The organism is Pseudoalteromonas sp. 3J6 (genome assembly GCF_903995135.1).
Lineage (GTDB): Bacteria > Pseudomonadota > Gammaproteobacteria > Enterobacterales > Alteromonadaceae > Pseudoalteromonas.
The window spans coordinates 3,758,442-3,775,838 of sequence record NZ_LR877185.1; the positions used below are offsets into that span (position 1 = coordinate 3,758,442).

Genomic DNA, 17,397 nt, shown 5'->3' on the forward strand with positions numbered 1-17,397 from the left:
CTTAACTATGACTGCGCTTTCTGAGTTTTTGAAACAACCAACTAAGTCCTACCAGCGACAACCCTAAACCAATGAAGGACAATGCTTTTAGAAGTCCCGTTAAGTTTGCCATATCAATTAAAAATACCTTAACAATTACAGCGCCAAGAATACCTAAACCAACATTTTGCAGTAACCGTTGCTGTTTTAAATGCCCGGCTATCACTACCAGCGCGCCGAGTAATAACCAAATAACCGAATAGCTATATAGCTCGGCGTCACTGGTTGCTTTATCAAGATAAATGAAGCCACCTTGCCAATATTGACGGATCAAGGTATTGATAGCTAACAGGGCTAATAAACCAGACACACCGAGTGTAATTTGACTCAATTTAGCATTTAACGATTTAACTAAACTCGCTAACCATAACGCCAGCAGGCTCGGGACCAACCAAATTAAAAGCACCCAGTTAAAGATTGGCGTTTGACCAACATAAAGACGCATTAATAACGGATTATTATCCAACGTTGTATTGATTAACAACAGGCCAGCTAACGCTGATAAAATCAAACCTGCAGTGCGGTATAACTTACCCAGCTGCCCTACACTTTGCGCGCGATATAAATAAACGCTGCCTAAAGCAAGCAAGTTACAACTGAGCAAAACTTGCTCATAAAAACTTAAAGAAAAAAGTTGTGGGTAATGGCCCACCAGTTGATAACTCGTTTCGGTTGTCACAAATAACGCTAAACAATGCAGTGCAGCCCCTTCAAGCCATACTTTTAATTGTGAAGTATTAAAACATTTAGCTGCTGCAAAAAATAACCCAATACACAGTGGGTAAACAACTAAACTCCAATGCAAACCAAATATGCTTAGCTCATCATAACTAGGCGTCCAAGGTGATAAAGTTAGGCGTAAAAGTAATGCTGCCACAAGTGCTTTTATTGGCCAGTGTGGCATAGCTACATTGTATTTTTTTATCAGTAAGCTCAGCAGTAAGACTTGAACAGCCAGAGCAATGGTAAGGCCGCTATCACTCAGTAACATTGTAATTGCTAAGGTAATATTGGCGTTTGCCCCCACCCAATAACTAAAGCGCTGCCATAAGGCTGTATTATTTTGCGTAAATTTAATTAACACTGCACTCATTAAACATAGCAACACCGCCCAAAGTGGGTAAGCGGTTGCTAAAGCCGTGTTTGGGATCATCGCATACAAAGTGCCAACTAATGCAAACATGCTTAATGAAGCAAGCAAATGAAAGGCTAATCGTTTTGGGTATTTATTACCAAAATAGAGTCCATAGCCACTTAGCCCCAGAGCAAGTAATAAGCCTAATCCGTATTCATTTTTAAAAATAAATAACGCATCATCAAAGGCATAAGTTTGTTTAGCACTGACCACTAATAACAGCGCAACCAATAAAGAGACCCCTTGCCATGCATCCCAACGGCTATTTTTTAGCACTAAAAACAGGAGTAAAGCGATGCTTAATAAAGCCACGATTTGCCATTGTAAATTAAACAGACTAAACAGCATGGCAATCATTAAAGGAGCAATAAAGGCCAGTAATAAACCATGATCTGGAAATAAGTTAACTAACCGTTTAAAGCTGTGTGGGCGCACTTCAAGGGTATTAAAACCCAAGCCTAAGCGTACAATAGCGATTAACCCTAAAATACTTAACAACGCAAAAGCGCCTATTAACCACACTGTGTCGTAGGTAAATAAAGTGAGTCCAACCAAATACCAGCCAATATGCCCTACCCATAGTAAATACCACAGCCAAATACGCTTTACTTTATGTGCCACTATTGCCGCAGCAACACTCACAAGGGCAACATAAATAAGTAAAGAAAATAACTGCCCACTGCCCGTATTTACCCAAATAGGAACACTGTATGCGCCTATAATGCCTATTACAGCAAGTAAAGGACCTAACTTTATTGCCATTGCACTGGCGCAAAGAGCAATGACTGCTAAGCCAATAAATGCCCACTCAGCACTTAGCATGCTAAAGCTGTTATAAGCCAAAAACATTAAGGCAAAACAAGTTATAAAGCCGCCACTTGCAAGGGCTGCAGGAATATAATTATTAAAGCCCTCAAAAACGATGCGTTTATAATGTAAATAATACGCTGCTGCGATTAAGCCAATACCAAATAATCCACCAGCGCTGAGCCTCATTGCTGGTGAAAGTAACCCCGCCTCTAAACTGTATTTTGCTAAAAACACACCACCTAATGCCAAAGCAATAGCACCAATCCAGGTCATCCAATTTTGCTCAAAGCCTGCACGCAACTGCTTAAATAGCAGCTCAATACTCGATGGTTTTTTAGTTATCGTTTTACGAGTTGATATAGACTTAATGCTCGTTGGTTTATAAACATCAGCTGGAATATCTGAGCGGTTTAGAGGTATTGCGTTATCTACTTGAGGGTCAGCGGAGGATTTTTCATTTTTTGCTACATTTTGATTTGACTCAAACTGTAATAGTTTTAGTTTTAATGCTGCAACCTCTTGTTTAAGGGCATTCAATTGCACTAAGGCCACTAACCCACAAATAGCTCCTACAACAATTGCAATAGATATAATAATTGCTAATCCGATTAACTCATCCATACAGTCCCTTTTTTATCTCGCAACAGAAGTCCCCAAAAATAGCACAAGCGAAATCTATTTTATAAAATTACTATGTTTAAGCAACCTCAAGGCGATCACGGCCTGCTTTTTTAGCTCGGTATAATGCCTGATCTGCACGTTTCATTACATTTTCAAAGCTCTGATCGCTGCTACGGTGCGCAATACCGATACTAACCGTTAAAGAACGCTGATTTTGTACTGTAATAGTGCGAGCAGTTTCTAGAATAGTCTGCGCAAAGTTAAGCACTTCATCAAGCTCATAACTAGGTAGGTAAGCGGCGAACTCCTCACCGCCTATGCGAGCAAAAATATTTTCATTTTTAAAGAGGTAGTTCACTTTATCTGCGAACTGTTTAAGCACCTGATCGCCCACATCATGGCCAAAATCGTCATTAATACGTTTGAAATGATCAAGATCTATGATTAAAACAGTATAAGGATTATTAACAACCTCCTTCACATGCTGATAAAAACAGCGTCGGTTATACACTTTAGTTAAATCATCTATGATAAATTCTTGCGCCAACCGAGTGTGCATTCGCTGCATAAAGTGCATGGTTTTAAATAAACCATAAACGGTAATTAACATACCCAATGTGCGGCATAAATCCTCTACGTAATTGCTTATCCAAAGAGGCTGATGTATTACTTCATCAAGCACATCGGCAGTAGATGCTACAATCCATAACATTAAACCGATACTGACATACACGTAGGCTTTTTTAGCTAATTGTGAACATTGCACCATAAAGAAAATTGTAAAAATAACCACTAAGTTAATAAAGTCAGTGGTAAAGCCGTAGAGATTTTGCTTGAAATCCAATAAAGGAAAGCGCATTAACGAAAAAATTGAAAAGCCAATAATAAACGCCAGCATAGCTAAAATTAACAGCTTGTTTAATCTGGTAATTTTTACAAAGCGGCTGAGCTTGAGGCTCACTTTTTCCGGATTCATCATGGGCTGTGTTTAAATTTATTATTGTTAATAAAAACTATACCATAAACTTAAACTGCTTTATTTATATTTGCGTACTAATTATCCAGCCAATAGCAATTAAAATAGTTAATCCTATCATGGTCTTAGTTTTGTGCTTGCTGATAATACGCTCAGCTTGATTGCCCGCATAATACACCACGATTGCCAAACCAAAATAACGTATAGAGCGAGCAATAGCGCTTGCTAATAAAAACAGCGCCAGCGAATACTTAGTTGCGCCAGCGGCCAGCATCGCAATTTGAAACGGAATAGGAACGATACCTAGGCTTAACACAAACCAAAACCCTTGTGCCTGCATTTTTTGTTTTACGTTTTCAAACTGCTCAGGGCTTGAGAATGTATTGATAACCCAATCGCCAATAATATCAAATAAGTAATAGCCTAAAGCATAACCAAATAGCGCACCTACAATACAGCCTAGTGTTGCCATAAGGGCAATTTGCCAAAGCTTTTCCCGCCTTGCTTGCATAAGTGGTACCAGCACTGCCTCAAGTGGAATGGGAACTATGGTGGATTCTAAAAATGAGGCGATAGTAATCCCACCCAGCATATTTTTAGACTCAATAAACTGACGTGTTTTTTGCTTGAGCTTTTTTTGTATAGCCATAAACATCCTGTTAGCAATTAGGTAAGTGACTAAATCATCTCATAATAAGGTTAATCCAACCTGAAGAAATACAGTCAACATAGTAATCATTATAAGACTGCTTTATTATCTTTATATACCATTATACTTTTAAAATTTTCACAATATGCAAACTGCTCGCTACATTCCTTTTAGAAAACACGACATCATTACAATGTGCGCCAAAGAGCTTAATAAAGACCAACAAACTTCTTTTAAGCAGCTTTGTGAACTTTTAGCCAGCTTAATTCACTTTCAGTACCATGGCACACTTGAGTCATTAAAAAATAATTACGCGCCTTTTGATCCAAATAGCGATACTCGTTTGATAAACAGCGTGACTGATGAACAAAAAGCGCAGTGCCAACGTGATTTTGCTAAAGATTTTGCCAAAGTTCTAAACGCGGCTAATTTTGAAGTGATCACCCATCAAGACCTACAAGATGCACTAAACGAAGAATCACTATTTAAAGTGCGCCTTGAGGTAGAGTTTGAGGATTTTGAAGAAGTGGTTTTTTATCGCCGTGGCGAGTCGCAACTCACCGAAACCATAACCAGTTTTTGGGGGTTACGTAAAAAGCCACTGCATTTTACCAACTACGATCGCGTAGCAGTATTTATCCGCTTTAAAGATAAAGCCTATTTTGAATCAAAAAATAAACTACCTATGGGGTTTGAGCCCAGCTCAACCATAGTAAAACTATTTCAAAATGTGCCAAAAGCTGACTTAGAAATGCTATTCCCTAATAGCGAAGTACGCATGCGCCCTATTGATAAAGTGATTATTGGCTCGTCAGCACTTATTGGCGGTGCGGTGGTGTTAGTTACCAAACTGGGCGCCTCATTACTTTTACTGTTTGCTTTGTTTACATTTTGGGGAGGGTTTAGTGATAAAGCCGTTACCATGACTCAGCAGCACTTTATTACGTTAGCCATTGGTATTGGCGTATTTGGCAGTTTTGTATTTAAAGAGTGGAGTAAATTTAAAAACCGTAAAATTAAATTTATGAAAGCGCTGAGCGATAATCTGTACTTTAAAAACCTAGATAACAACGCCGGTGTTTTTCATACCCTTATAGACGCCGCCGAAGAAGAAGACATAAAAGAAGCTCTGCTTGCCTATACATTTTTACTAAAATCAGAAAGTGGCTTAAGCGCACAAATGCTTGATGAGCAAATAGAGACGTGGTTTAAAACAAAGTATAAATGCGAGCTAGATTTTGAAATTAGCGATGCGCTTGAAAAGCTTAAACGCATGCATTTAGTAACTTGCACAAACACCCTATATAACGCGATAAATCTAGAGCACGCAAAAGCCATATTAGATGAGCGCTGGGATAACCTATTTCAATATAACTAAGCAACTCCTTACTTAACAAAAAAGCAGCTGACACTTCAGCTGCTTTTTACGTTATTACCTAATTTAGGCTGTTTGCTGCTTTTTAAATTTTGCATGCACTAATTTATAAAGTGCTGGTAAAATTAACAATGTGAGCAAAGTGGATGACATAATTCCACCTACCACCACGGTTGCCAAAGGCCGTTGTATTTCAGCGCCGGTACCGGTATTTAGCGCCATAGGAATAAACCCTAAACTAGCCACAAGCGCGGTCATTAGCACTGGGCGTAATCGCTGTAATGCCCCGCTATGTATTGCATGGTATAAGCTTAATCCCTCATTTCGTAACTGCTTAATAAACGACAGCATCACCACACCGTTTAATACCGCAACCCCACTTAGAGCAATAAATCCCACACCCGCTGAAATAGAAAGCGGCATATCTCGTAGCAATAATGCTAATACACCACCGGTTAGTGCCAGTGGTACGCCACTGAATATAATCAGTGAATCACGCAGCGAGCCAAAGGCACTATAAAGTAAGCCAAAAATAAGCAATAAAATCACAGGCACTACCAACGATAAACGCTTACTCGCCGATTGTAATTGCTCAAACGTACCGCCGTATTCAAGCCAATAACCACTGGGTAGGTTAAGTTGTGCGTTCATAGTCGCTTGGGCATCGCTTACAAAGCTGGCTAAATCGCGTCCTGTTACATTAGCTGTTATTACCACATTGCGCTTGCCGCTTTCGCGATTTATTTGATTAGGGCCTTTTTCAATACTGATTGTAGCCACTTCTCCAAGCGGTACAAATGCAAGCTCGGGGTTACTACTTTTAGGTAACGCAATAGGTAAACGCGCAAGCGCAGAGACATCATCAGACCAACGCTTATCTAAGCGTACTAATAACGAAAAGCGCTTATCACCCTCATAAATTAGCCCTGTTTGCACCCCACCAACAGCAGCGGCAAGGGTTTGTTGAATGTCGTTTACGGTTAACCCTAATAGCGCCATATGGTCTCGCATTGGGGTAACAGAAAGTGTGGGCAAGCCCTCCATTTGCTCTAAACGAACATCAGTAGCACCGGTAATATTTCGCATTAAACCAGTGGCTTTTTCGCCAAACTGTTTAAGTATGGCTAAATCGTCACCGTAAATACGCAGCGCTACATCGGCACGCACACCGGCAATTAACTCGTTAAAGCGCATTTCTATAGGCTGGGTAAATTCATAGTTATTACCCGGTACCTCATTCACACGATGACGAATTTGCTGCACTAACGCGTCTTTACTTAGTGACGGATCAGGCCATTGCTCACGCGGCTTTAACATTAAAAAAGTGTCGGCAACGTTAGGTGGCATAGGATCGCTGGCGACATCTGCTGTGCCAATCTTTGAAAATACGTTCGCAATTTCAGGCTGCTCTAATAAAGCCTGCTCCAACTGCTTTTGCATTTGCACCGATTGTTCAATACCGGTGCCAGTAATACGCAACGCATGCATTGCAATGTCACCTTCATCTAGCTGCGGTAAGAATTCGGCGCCCATATTTTTAACTTTAAAGCCAAGCACTAACACCAAAACAGTGGCAATACTCACCATCAGCCACGGTAATTTAAGCGATAAGTTAAGCAGTGGCTTGTAGATTTTTTTAACGCCACGCATTACTGCGTTTTCGCTTTCATCTACTTTACCACGCACAAATACGGCAATAGCCGCTGGCACAAAGGTGACAGCAAAAATAAGTGCACCTATTAACGCGGCAACCACGGTAAACGCCATAGGCTGAAACATTTTGCCCTCAACACCACTGAGCGCAAATAGCGGTAAATACACCAACATAATAATTAAAATACCAAATACTGCGGGGCTAAACACTTCTTTGGTGGCTGAAGTTACAACCTCTAAACGCTCACTGAGCGTAAGTAAGCGGCCATGTTTATGTTGAGCCATCCCTAATTGACGAAGGCAGTTTTCAACCACAATCACCGCGCCATCAACAATTAATCCAAAATCGATTGCACCTAAGCTCATTAAGTTACCCGAGACTCGATTGCCCACCATGCCTGTAATAGCAAATAGCATACTGAGCGGAATAACCATGGCGGTAATAAGCGCACCAGTGATATTCCCAAGCAATAACAACAGAATGACGATGACCAATACCGCCCCTTCAAACAGGTTTTTTTGTACTGTGGCGATGGTTTTATCAACCAGATTGGTGCGGTCATAAACAGGCTCAATAATAACCCCTGCAGGTAAACTTTTTTGTACTTGTATAAGCTTATCAGCCATGGCTTTGGCAACCACACGGCTATTTTCACCAATTAGCATCATCGCCGTGCCTAATACGGTTTCCTCGCCATTATAAGTAGCCGCGCCAGTTCTGAGTTCTTTTCCTAAGTATACATTTGCCACGTCTTTAATTCGTACAGGAGCATCATCACGCTTGGCGATAACGGTGTTTGCTATATCTGCTAACGTTTTTAGTTGCCCAGGGGAGCGCACTAAATATTGGCCGTCAAAGCGCTCTATATAACCGGCTCCGCGATTGCTGTTATTAAGCTCAAGTGCACTAATAACATCCTTGATTGTTAGCTTATAAGCGATGAGCTTTTCTGGTATGGGCGCAACTTGGTACTGGCGCTCAAAGCCACCTTGGCTATTTATTTCGGTTACGCCTTTTACTTTTAAAAGCTGCGGACGAATAACCCAGTCTTGTAAAGTACGTAAATCTTCGGCGCTGTAAGGCATACCATCACTTTTTAACGCATCGGGTTTTGCATGCACGCTATAGGTAAATATTTCACCTAACCCACTGGCAATAGGTCCAAGATTTGGCTCAACATTATTAGGTAAATCTGCGCGAATACTTTGAATACGCTCTCCAATTTGTTGACGCGCCCAATAAATATCGGTGCCTTCATCAAAAATGATGGTTACTTGAGAAAGCCCATAGCGAGAAAGTGAACGGGTATAGTCAAGCTTAGGAATACCTGCCATCGCCGTTTCGACTAAGTAAGTGATGCGCTGCTCTACTTCAAGCGGCGTAAAACCAGGCGCTTTAGAATTAATTTGCACTTGTACATTGGTAATATCGGGTACAGCATCTACCGCTAAGTTTTGGATGTTATACACACCAAACCCAGCAAATAAAAATGTCAGTGCCAGTACCATCATCCGGCGTTTAACCGCAAAAGAAACAATCCAGTTAATCATGATACCTCCTAGTGAGCGTGACTTGCGCCGCTTTTTAAAATATCAGCTTTGATCACATAGCTATTGGTTGTGACGTACTCGCTACCAGGGCTTAAACCCGCGATGACTTCAACCCACCCGCTACTTTTTGCGCCTAAAGTAACAGGGCGTACTTCAAACACACTATTTTTACGCACAAACACACTCGCCATACCATTAAACTCTTGAATAGCCTCAGGCTTTACACGCACGTTAGCATTAACCTTATCGATACTGACATCACTATTAACATGCATACCTGGACGCCAATGACCATCTGGGTTATTAAGCTCAATACGAGCACGTGCAATATGCCCGCCAGTCATCATCGGTGCTATAAAAAACACCTTACCTTGGGCATTTAAATGATGATGTAAATCGTACACGACAGCGCTTTGACCAATGGCTAGGTTTTCAATATTTTCAGGAAAGGCTGAGAGCTCAACCCATACTTTATCAAGGTTCACGACTTGCATTAGCGCACGAGCACTTGCCAGTTCGCCACGCTTTAAATATTGTTCGGTTACCACACCGCTAATAGGGCTTTTAATACTGTAGTTTTGCAAAGTTTCGCGATTGGTGACGCTGGCCAGTACATCGCCTTTTTGAACGGTTTGACCAATACTGACAAAAATATCGCTGATCAATCCGGTATATGGCGCCATAATTTCTACTGTGCCATGCTGTGTCGGTGTAATAACACCGAACAGCGTGTCGGAAATATCAACCTCGCCGCTTTGTGCTATCTCCGTTTTAATGCCCGCGCCTTTAATTGCTCGCTCGCTAAGCACAGTTTGGCCTTCGTGCTGAGAGTACTCAAAGCTGACGCATTCACCTTTATAATTAGCAGTAATCAAAAGCTCAAACGAATGTGGCTCATTTATAGGTTGCGTGCTAACAAGGTAGCCATTCTCACGGGTAAATTGTATTTTTTGTGGCGCTTCTACTAAGCGTTTTAAGTTCATTTCTATACTTAAATCGTTTATATCTACCGGCTGTTTTTGCTCATAACCATATACGCGCAGCTCAACTTTACCTGCCAATTCTTGCAGCTTTAACTCAAGAGTGAGCTTTTCGTTGGTTAATAAAAAGCCGCCGTGTGGACCTTGTTTTTGGGTTTGCTCTGTTTGGTCATGTTCTGCTGAGGCAAATACATGTGTGCTTGTTAAGCTAGCTACAAACGAGAGAAATACTAATAATGCGATAAAAGTGTTGTTCATGATTGAAAAGTCTCAGTTAAAGATTGGCCAGTTAAACGCTCAAGTGCGAGATGGGTCTGATATAACGCTGCATATGTGTTAATCAACGCGCGTTTAGAGTCAAAAAGGGCTTGTTGAGCATCGAGTAATTGCAACACCGAAATTTGTCCGCGTTGATAGCTTTTTAAGCTTTGCTCAATGAGTGTTTGGGCTTGGGGAATAACTTGCCCAGATAACAACTGTGCCTGTAATGTCTTACCTTGGTAATAGGCATACAAAGTACGAACTTGCTGACGTAATTGAACCCGTAACTGTCCTTGCTGCTCACGTAACAATGCTAACTGACTGTTAGCTGCTTCAATATTACCGCTATTTGAGTTACTCAATTGCAATGGCATTGAAAACGAAAACAGCAACGAACTGGTATTGTTTTGCTGGTTGTAGCTCACGCCTGCACCTATATTAATATCGCTTTGCCCATTAGCTTTTTGCAGCGTTAAGTTGGCCGCTTGCTGTAAGTATTGCTGCTGTAACATAGCAAAATCAGGCGCTTGGTTAACCGCATCAAGTAACCCTTGCTCAGAGCTAAGCGGCATTAATGTATTAATATTTCCCGCTAAATTCGTGTAATCATGTTGCTCACTCCACAGCTCATTGAGCGATAAACGTGCTCGCTCAAATTCACTATTTAGCCTAGCTTTATCAAGCTCAACTTGGCTAAGCGCATAACGCATGCGGGTTACATCCGCTTGCGATACAGCGCCGGCATCAGCTCGCTGCTTTATTGCTTTAAGTGCTTGGCTTACAACCTGATGTCGTTCGCTATTGAGAGAAAGTAAGGTTTGAAATTTAAGCGCCTCGTAATACCGCTCACCAGTGGTTGCCAATAAGGCTAAACGAGTATTTTGATATTGTATTGCTTGGGCTTTAATGTTTGCCGTAGCGTAACTTATACGGCTTTGGCGTTTATCTCCAAGCTCTATAAGCTGGCTAAATGCCAAGGTTATTTCAGCGTCTTGCACACCACGTGCATCGTTTGTCCCCAGCAGATTTTCAGCTTCTATATTTAAGATAGGGTTAGGCGAAAGTGCAGCTTGAGATTTAAGCGCGCTGAGTATTTTTTGATGATAAGGGTAGCGTTTTAATAGCGGATTTTGTTGCTCGGTATTTATCAACGCTTGTTTTAGGGTTAACGTTTTAACATTTGCAAACGCACTAAAAGCAGGCAGCGCGCACAGCATCGCCACCAGCATAATTGGTTTTTTATTCATATAGCTTGTCCGTTTTTAATCAACAGAGTTCACTTGCAAACCATTTACAACCAACGCAAAAAATAGCGACAGTGTAAAATGCTCAGCAATCTAAAAATGCCTATAACAGCCCATTAAACGCTTACGCGTAGGCAGCTAAAAGCACAACAATCAATTGAAATTAAATTAAAAACTAGCTAAATAAATTCGGTGGCGGTACGTCTGGTGGGTAATGTAAGCCGTGATAGCATGTCGCTAAAGTTGGTTTACTTTTCTCGGGAGTTATTGAGTGATTTGAGCTGTGGCTATAGCCACTGTGGCAATGCTGGTGGGCATGTATTTCTGCTGTTGGGGCGCTGTCGTTATCATCAGCAGTTTCACTACTTTGCGAAAATGAGCTATTTATGTGGTCAACGTCTTCTTGTAAATGGTACGCGGCGCCATCACAGCTTATAAAGCTATGCACAAGCACAAGTAACATTACAATTAAAAAACGATTTGAACGCACAGTTAAACGAATTCCCTATTGAAATACACAATTAGTTAAGCCCATTACTTATCTAATTCAGCACTGTACCTGAAAATACCTAAAAAGTAATGCAGCAAAATAAAATTTTATTTCATTCAATCTTATTTTGCTGTAAAAAGCCGCTAACTAATGTTAGCGGTCAATATTAACCGTTATTAAGCAACCGCTTGCTCTAAAATTTCACGGCTTTCTTTTAACGTAATAGCTTGGTTTTCACCAAGGGCAACCATGCCATGCGCTTCAAGCTTGCCAATAATATTATCAATAGCAGCCGCTTTGTCATCACCATGCTCAGTAAGCTCAGTTGCTACGTCAAGGCTGTGGTAAAACGCTTCAATCGCTTGAATTGTTTGCTCTGCTAAATCGTCTGTTTGTGCAAGACCAAATACGTTTTTACCCATTTGTTCTAGTTTTGCTTTTTTAACTGCAAATTGATTTCGCAGTAAAGAAGGCTGAACAATAGCCAGTGAACGGGCATGATCAACACCATAAGCGGCTGTTAATTCATGACCAATCATGTGGGTTGCCCAATCTTGCGATACGCCAGAACCAATTAAGCCATTAAGTGCTTGGTTAGCTGCCCACATAAGATTTGCACGCCATGCATCGTCTTGGCTTTCAAAGTTATCACCCAATGTTTTAAGCGATTTTAACAGTGCCTCTGCGTAGCCTTCTTGAACAAGTGCACCTTCTGGGAATGTTAGGTACTGCTCACACGTATGTACCCATGCATCCACTAAACCATTTACAAGCTGGCGCTGCGGTAATGTTTTCATTACATCAGGGTCCATAATGGCAAATTTTGGTAATACTTCTGGAGATGCAAACGGTAGTTTTTGCTTCGTTGCTTCTTTGCTTACCACCGAGTTTTGGTTAGATTCAGAACCTGTAGCTGGTAGCGTTAATACGGCACCAATTGGTAATGCACTGGTAATTGTATGCTTACCAGTAGGAATATCCCAACCTTCGCCATCATATACAGCTGATGCTGCAATGTATTTAACGCCGTCAATTACAGAGCCGCCGCCTACACCTAAAACGAAGTCGATACCTTGTTCTTTACAAATTTTTACTGCTTGGTCTAGCACTTCAATTGTTGGGTTGGCACCTACGCCCGAAAACTCTACCCAATCAAAACCTTCAAGTGCTGCTGCAACTTGGTCGTACACGCCGTTCTTTTTAATAGAACCGCCACCGTAAACAACTAATACCTTTTGATCTTTTGCGATCAAATCAGTAAGTGCGGCAATTTGTTGCTGACCAAATTGAATTAAAGTGGGATTTACGTAGCTAAATTTCATTATTTTGCTCCTAAAGGGACGGTTAATTACTAAGCACCTTATCAATTCTTAAATAAATAAAGTGTTGATGGATGCATAATAGTGGCATAGCACATATATAAAAAGCCTAATATCTACCAAAAGCTTGCCTAAAACTATTAGTGTTGTTATTTTACGCCAAATACCGTTAATTTAAGCCGCTCTTATGACAACCATCGCTACTTTGTTACAACAATATGCAGAGCATAATAAGTTGCTCAGCTTTGAAGGTACCATGGAAACAATTATTCCAGGGGTGTACTTTCATCGCGCCACCAAAAGCTCAGCGCGTCAGCCGCTTATTTATAATTCAGGTATTATTATTGTTGGCCAAGGACATAAAATTATTCACTTCCCTGAGCATCAAATACAATATGGTGCAGGCGATTATTTAGTACTGGGAGTGCCCGTACCACTAGAATGTGAAGCGTTTACTGATAACGATTTACCAGTAATGGGTATAGCAATTGATATAAACCCAGCCATGCTGCACAAACTGGTTAACCAAATGATGCAACATAATCCTATTTCAACACCATTGACACAAAGCGGTGCCGTCCAAAGTGCCGCTTTAGATATGGCCATGGAGCAAGTCACTCATCGACTGTTAACAGCATTAAACAATCCGCTTGAGGCTGAGATATTTGGTGGCGATATAGTTAAAGAATTAGTATATAGAGTACTATGTGGCCCTCAAGGGCATACCTTAATTGGGCTTGCAATGCATGATGGCCATTACGCGCGCATAGCGCGTACTTTATCAACATTACACAGCGATTACGCAAACCCTATTACCGTAGAGCACTTAGCTGAAGAAGTTAATATGAGTGTGTCATCTTTTCATCGTGCCTTTAAACAAGTTACGTTTGAATCCCCTTTGCAGTATTTAAAAAAAGTACGCTTAGCAAAAGCAAAAGAATTAATAATCACCTCTGGCAGTAAAGCTAACGAGGCCGCATTTAAAGTAGGCTATACTAGTGCGTCACAATTTAGCCGTGAGTTTAAACGACACTTCAATAAAACCCCCAGTGAAATACATGTGTGATTAAAACTAACTTACTTTTGCGCAAGTCATTATTTAAATACTTTATCATTAGACTTTGTTAATATGACTTAAAAGTATTCGTCTACTTAGTAATGATATATTGTACGATAAAGACAAGGAGTTTTTAGCATGTTAGGCGCACTGATGATTAGATTTAGCATTTTTATATGCGCTTTTGCTATGCTATTTAGTAGCGTTACTTATGCGCAAGAGCGTTGTCAGCTCAGCTCAAGAGCAACCAATACTTCGGTGTCTTTATCTAAAGAAGTTGCCTCAAATATTAAACTTAAAAATGGTATTAATCATCTTGAATTAAGCTGTAACTTAAAGCAAGGCGGGGTATTTTCATTTACTCGCCCTGCACTTAAAGACTTTTCGTGGCAGCAAAATTCAGCATATAAAACACCTTTAAAAACCAATCAGATGGCAATTTTAATGGACCCAGGCGTTTTTACTGCACAGCTTATGATTACCACTTCTGCGGCTTATACCCCACGCTTTACTTGGTCAGATACACAGCCTTTTGTCGAAAAAATTCAACGCTACAACCTTATTTTTGGCATTTTTTATGGTCTTTGCGCCACGCTTATTTTTTATGCACTAATTATAGGTCACGGCATAAAAGACCCTCTTTTTAAACTGTATGGCATTTATATTTTTTGCATCGCTAGCTTTATATTCTTTCAAGAAGGACAGCCTTATTTATTTAAACAACAGCACTACTCTGCGTACGTTAGCCATTTTTATACGTTAAGTATCGGTTTAACTATAGTGAGTGCCACATGGTTTATGAGCGCTATATTGGAGCTACCTAAATACTTTCCTAAGATAAGTAATACACTAAAAGTAGCCGCCTTATGCGTACTGACTTTATGCTTACAAAAAATAGCGCTCGATCTACCACTTATAACCAATATTACCTCTGCAGTAACAGGCTATTTATCATTATTTATTGTCATCACTATTTTTATCCTCAGCGCCATACAAACAAAGTATGGTGTTAATGAAGCAAGCTTGGTATTTATAGCACTGGCAAGTGTGTGTATTAGCATGATTTTTAGGGTACTACTAACCGATTACAGCCCGTTCATTCAACGCTATGGATTTGTTATTGCGTTTACAATTGAATCTTTATTACTTGCTATTGCAGTCGGTAGACGAATTCAAAGATTGAGTTATGCAAAAAAACAGGCTGAACGACACGCTAACTTTGATCATTTGTGCCATATATACAATCGTCGCGGATGGAGCTTAAAAGCAAACGACTTACTAGCAGAGCATAAGCAACGAGGAGGCGTTTTGTGCTTTTTATACATAGATTTAGACCGTTTTAAAGCAATTAATGATACTTATGGTCATGATGTGGGCGACAAAGTACTGTGCAAAGTTGCAGAGTCTCTTAGTCAACATATGCGCAGTGAAGATGCCGTTGGTCGCTTAGGGGGCGATGAATTTGTGGCCATGGCATTGTTTAATAGCAACGAAAAAATTAACCAGCGAGTTAACACCCTAGAACAACAATTAAACCAGTTAACTATAGAGCATCAGGGCCATACCATTTCCATTTACGCCAGTGTTGGGCAAACTAGCTATACTCAGCCACCTGATAACTTAGACACAGTTTTAAAAGCGGGTGATGAAGCGATGTATAAAAAGAAATTGCAAAGAAAGGCAAAGCAGGCTGAAAAAATGGTAGGAACCGCAATTTAAAGGCAAAAAACATGAGCTAGTCAGTAAGACTAGCTCAGCTATAATAGCTAGCTTAATCCTTTTTAAACAGTACCTCAGGATTAACCATGGTTTTCATTTCAAGCACGTTACCGTTGGGATCTTCAATAAAAAAGGTTTCTTGCTCAAACTCATCACCAACAAAACGACGGTAAGGTTTATCTAAATATTCAAGGCCGGCATCAGCAATGCGTTGCTTAAGTCCTTGAAACTCACTTTCTGATAAATGAATACCAAAGTGTGGAACAGCCACTGCCCCCATATCAACATCATGACGTACCGTAGGTAAACGCTCAACGCTTTGATGCAGAGTTAACTCGTTGCCCCAAAAATCAATGTCTACCCATCGTCCTGCTTCACTATTGCCGGTTTTACAGCCGAGTACGTCACAGTAAAACGTTTTCGCTTTTTCAAGATCGCCAGCGGGGATAGCCAGATGTAAACAGTTAGACATAAATTACCTTAGGTTATAACTTTTAATATATGAAATATGCTGCATTATACATAATTTGCAATTTATAGAACATCAACACTGTTATTTTTAGTCATTCATTGCATATCGATAATTTTCAACAATAATTCATCTTTTAACAATGGTGTATCGATTTTAGTCTTAAATCACAGTTTTTAACTATTAAAGCTAAAACTGATACATTATGATGTGCGCGCCATGACTAAATTCATACTTTTAAAATTCATTACCTTTTTTATCGGCTGCCTATCGTGTTTTGTAATGCATACCACATTCGCATTGCCTATTGTTGTATCTGCCGGTTTAACGGGGCTTATCGGTTCATTTATTCCATTCCCTGACGATTACAAAAACCATCCCTATTCAGCTATTTATGCAGGCAGTTTTGCCGGTATGTGCTCCACTAGTTTAATAACTGAATACTGGGAAATTGCGGCTATTTCTGCCATTGGGGCTGTTTTGTACACACTCACGATTAACATATTTGCAGGGTTTGGTGGACGATTAGGTAGCATTGCATTTGCTAGTGTCGCCTTATTTGTTTTAGCCAAGGAGTTAATAATATGACGCTTATTTATCCGCTGCTTGCTTTGTTAGGGGCGTTTTTAACCTTTTACTTGGCTAAGCATAATCGCTTTGATGGGATCCGAGCCTCTGCAGCTCTATCGATTATTGCCTATTTGATTTTTGCGCAGCTGAGCCTTAACGCTGAGCTATATAGCATCGTTTTTTTTGGCGGCACATTTATTGGCATGAGTGCTCCCCACCGTTTTGGTGTGTATACGCTTGCCAGTTCAGCAATTATATTTTCACTGTTTTTTGCTTATTTAGTGCCTATTCTTGATGGTTTTGGTGGTGCTTTGGGGATTAGTGCATTTTTATCCGTATGTATTTGCCACGTATTTATTTTACTTGGCGCACCACGCAGTAAAAAAACTAAAATTTAAACGTTTTCTTGAATAAAAATTCAATAAAATCTTACACCTATTAAATTGTATAAAAATAACCCATGTTTTTTTGATCAACAC

The 17,397-nt window shown here is 40.3% G+C and carries 14 protein-coding genes; 5 read left to right on the forward strand and 9 right to left on the reverse strand.

The features are described 5' to 3' along the window. Position 1 precedes the first annotated feature (1 nt). The 3 genes from P3J6_RS17215 to P3J6_RS17225 all read right to left on the reverse strand — a co-directional run bounded on the left by P3J6_RS17215 (position 2) and on the right by P3J6_RS17225 (position 4,230). Positions 2-2,605 carry a DUF2339 domain-containing protein gene (locus P3J6_RS17215; RefSeq protein WP_198523636.1) on the reverse strand — a complete coding sequence of 868 codons (2,604 nt, stop codon included), beginning with the start codon at positions 2,603-2,605 and terminating at the stop codon, positions 2-4. A 76-nt stretch (positions 2,606-2,681) separates the two neighbouring features. Then, positions 2,682-3,581 carry a GGDEF domain-containing protein gene (locus P3J6_RS17220; RefSeq protein ID WP_198523819.1) on the reverse strand — a complete coding sequence of 300 codons (900 nt, stop codon included), beginning with the start codon at positions 3,579-3,581 and terminating at the stop codon, positions 2,682-2,684. A 64-nt stretch (positions 3,582-3,645) separates the two neighbouring features. Next, the gene (locus P3J6_RS17225) at positions 3,646-4,230 is read right to left on the reverse strand and encodes a YqaA family protein (protein WP_138609193.1); all 585 of its coding nucleotides are present in this window, start codon (positions 4,228-4,230) and stop codon (positions 3,646-3,648) included. A 145-nt stretch (positions 4,231-4,375) separates the two neighbouring features. On the opposite strand from P3J6_RS17225, the gene P3J6_RS17230 reads away from it, so the two are divergent. Next, complete coding sequence (locus P3J6_RS17230; RefSeq protein WP_198523637.1) at positions 4,376-5,608, forward strand: TMEM143 family protein; 1,233 nt, start codon at positions 4,376-4,378, stop codon at positions 5,606-5,608. Between the two features lie 63 nt (positions 5,609-5,671). Here P3J6_RS17230 and P3J6_RS17235 read toward each other — a convergent pair whose 3' ends face one another. The 5 genes from P3J6_RS17235 to P3J6_RS17255 form a co-directional block, all read right to left on the reverse strand. After that, positions 5,672-8,809 carry an efflux RND transporter permease subunit gene (locus tag P3J6_RS17235; RefSeq protein WP_198523638.1) on the reverse strand — a complete coding sequence of 1,046 codons (3,138 nt, stop codon included), beginning with the start codon at positions 8,807-8,809 and terminating at the stop codon, positions 5,672-5,674. 8 nt (positions 8,810-8,817) lie between these two features. Next, the gene (locus P3J6_RS17240) at positions 8,818-10,047 is read right to left on the reverse strand and encodes an efflux RND transporter periplasmic adaptor subunit (protein WP_198523639.1); all 1,230 of its coding nucleotides are present in this window, start codon (positions 10,045-10,047) and stop codon (positions 8,818-8,820) included. Beyond that, positions 10,044-11,297, reverse strand: coding sequence for a TolC family protein (locus P3J6_RS17245; RefSeq protein ID WP_198523640.1), 1,254 nt, complete (start codon positions 11,295-11,297; stop codon positions 10,044-10,046). The genes P3J6_RS17240 and P3J6_RS17245 overlap by 4 nt, the downstream gene beginning before the upstream one ends. A 172-nt stretch (positions 11,298-11,469) precedes the next feature. Next, a complete protein-coding gene (locus P3J6_RS17250; RefSeq protein WP_198523641.1) occupies positions 11,470-11,784 on the reverse strand; it encodes a hypothetical protein in 315 nt (104 codons plus the stop codon). A gap of 176 nt (positions 11,785-11,960) precedes the next feature. Further along, positions 11,961-13,106 carry an iron-containing alcohol dehydrogenase gene (locus P3J6_RS17255; RefSeq protein ID WP_198523642.1) on the reverse strand — a complete coding sequence of 382 codons (1,146 nt, stop codon included), beginning with the start codon at positions 13,104-13,106 and terminating at the stop codon, positions 11,961-11,963. A 184-nt stretch (positions 13,107-13,290) separates the two neighbouring features. Between P3J6_RS17255 and P3J6_RS17260 the strand changes: the two genes are divergently transcribed. Continuing rightward, entirely contained in the window at positions 13,291-14,169 is an 879-nt protein-coding gene (locus P3J6_RS17260; protein ID WP_198523643.1) for an AraC family transcriptional regulator, read from the forward strand. Positions 14,170-14,313: 144 nt separating this feature from the next. Next, positions 14,314-15,879, forward strand: a complete 1,566-nt coding sequence (locus tag P3J6_RS17265) for a sensor domain-containing diguanylate cyclase (RefSeq protein WP_232735519.1) — start codon at positions 14,314-14,316, stop codon at positions 15,877-15,879. A 52-nt stretch (positions 15,880-15,931) separates the two neighbouring features. On the opposite strand, the gene P3J6_RS17270 is transcribed toward P3J6_RS17265, so the two are convergent. Further along, positions 15,932-16,351 (reverse strand): VOC family protein, encoded by a 420-nt coding sequence (locus P3J6_RS17270; protein WP_138608683.1) that lies wholly within the window; start codon positions 16,349-16,351, stop codon positions 15,932-15,934. A gap of 216 nt (positions 16,352-16,567) precedes the next feature. On the opposite strand from P3J6_RS17270, the gene P3J6_RS17275 reads away from it, so the two are divergent. Continuing rightward, positions 16,568-16,936, forward strand: coding sequence for a hypothetical protein (locus P3J6_RS17275; protein ID WP_178956527.1), 369 nt, complete (start codon positions 16,568-16,570; stop codon positions 16,934-16,936). After that, positions 16,933-17,316, forward strand: coding sequence for a hypothetical protein (locus tag P3J6_RS17280; protein ID WP_010387586.1), 384 nt, complete (start codon positions 16,933-16,935; stop codon positions 17,314-17,316). The genes P3J6_RS17275 and P3J6_RS17280 overlap by 4 nt, the downstream gene beginning before the upstream one ends. The last annotated feature ends 81 nt before the right edge of the window (positions 17,317-17,397 follow it).

Excerpts from the sequence above, each read along its gene's own strand:
- P3J6_RS17230 (WP_198523637.1), top strand. The coding sequence starts at position 4,376 with ATGCAAACTGCTCGCTACATTCCTTTTAGAAAACACGACATCATTACA.
- P3J6_RS17260 (WP_198523643.1), top strand. The coding sequence starts at position 13,291 with ATGACAACCATCGCTACTTTGTTACAACAATATGCAGAGCATAATAAG.
- P3J6_RS17220 (WP_198523819.1), bottom strand. The coding sequence starts at position 3,581 with ATGAATCCGGAAAAAGTGAGCCTCAAGCTCAGCCGCTTTGTAAAAATT.
- P3J6_RS17215 (WP_198523636.1), bottom strand. The coding sequence starts at position 2,605 with ATGGATGAGTTAATCGGATTAGCAATTATTATATCTATTGCAATTGTT.
- P3J6_RS17235 (WP_198523638.1), bottom strand. The coding sequence starts at position 8,809 with ATGATTAACTGGATTGTTTCTTTTGCGGTTAAACGCCGGATGATGGTA.
- P3J6_RS17270 (WP_138608683.1), bottom strand. The coding sequence starts at position 16,351 with ATGTCTAACTGTTTACATCTGGCTATCCCCGCTGGCGATCTTGAAAAA.
- P3J6_RS17245 (WP_198523640.1), bottom strand. The coding sequence starts at position 11,297 with ATGAATAAAAAACCAATTATGCTGGTGGCGATGCTGTGCGCGCTGCCT.
- P3J6_RS17280 (WP_010387586.1), top strand. The coding sequence starts at position 16,933 with ATGACGCTTATTTATCCGCTGCTTGCTTTGTTAGGGGCGTTTTTAACC.
- P3J6_RS17225 (WP_138609193.1), bottom strand. The coding sequence starts at position 4,230 with ATGGCTATACAAAAAAAGCTCAAGCAAAAAACACGTCAGTTTATTGAG.
- P3J6_RS17275 (WP_178956527.1), top strand. The coding sequence starts at position 16,568 with ATGACTAAATTCATACTTTTAAAATTCATTACCTTTTTTATCGGCTGC.
- P3J6_RS17255 (WP_198523642.1), bottom strand. The coding sequence starts at position 13,106 with ATGAAATTTAGCTACGTAAATCCCACTTTAATTCAATTTGGTCAGCAA.
- P3J6_RS17265 (WP_232735519.1), top strand. The coding sequence starts at position 14,314 with ATGATTAGATTTAGCATTTTTATATGCGCTTTTGCTATGCTATTTAGT.
- P3J6_RS17240 (WP_198523639.1), bottom strand. The coding sequence starts at position 10,047 with ATGAACAACACTTTTATCGCATTATTAGTATTTCTCTCGTTTGTAGCT.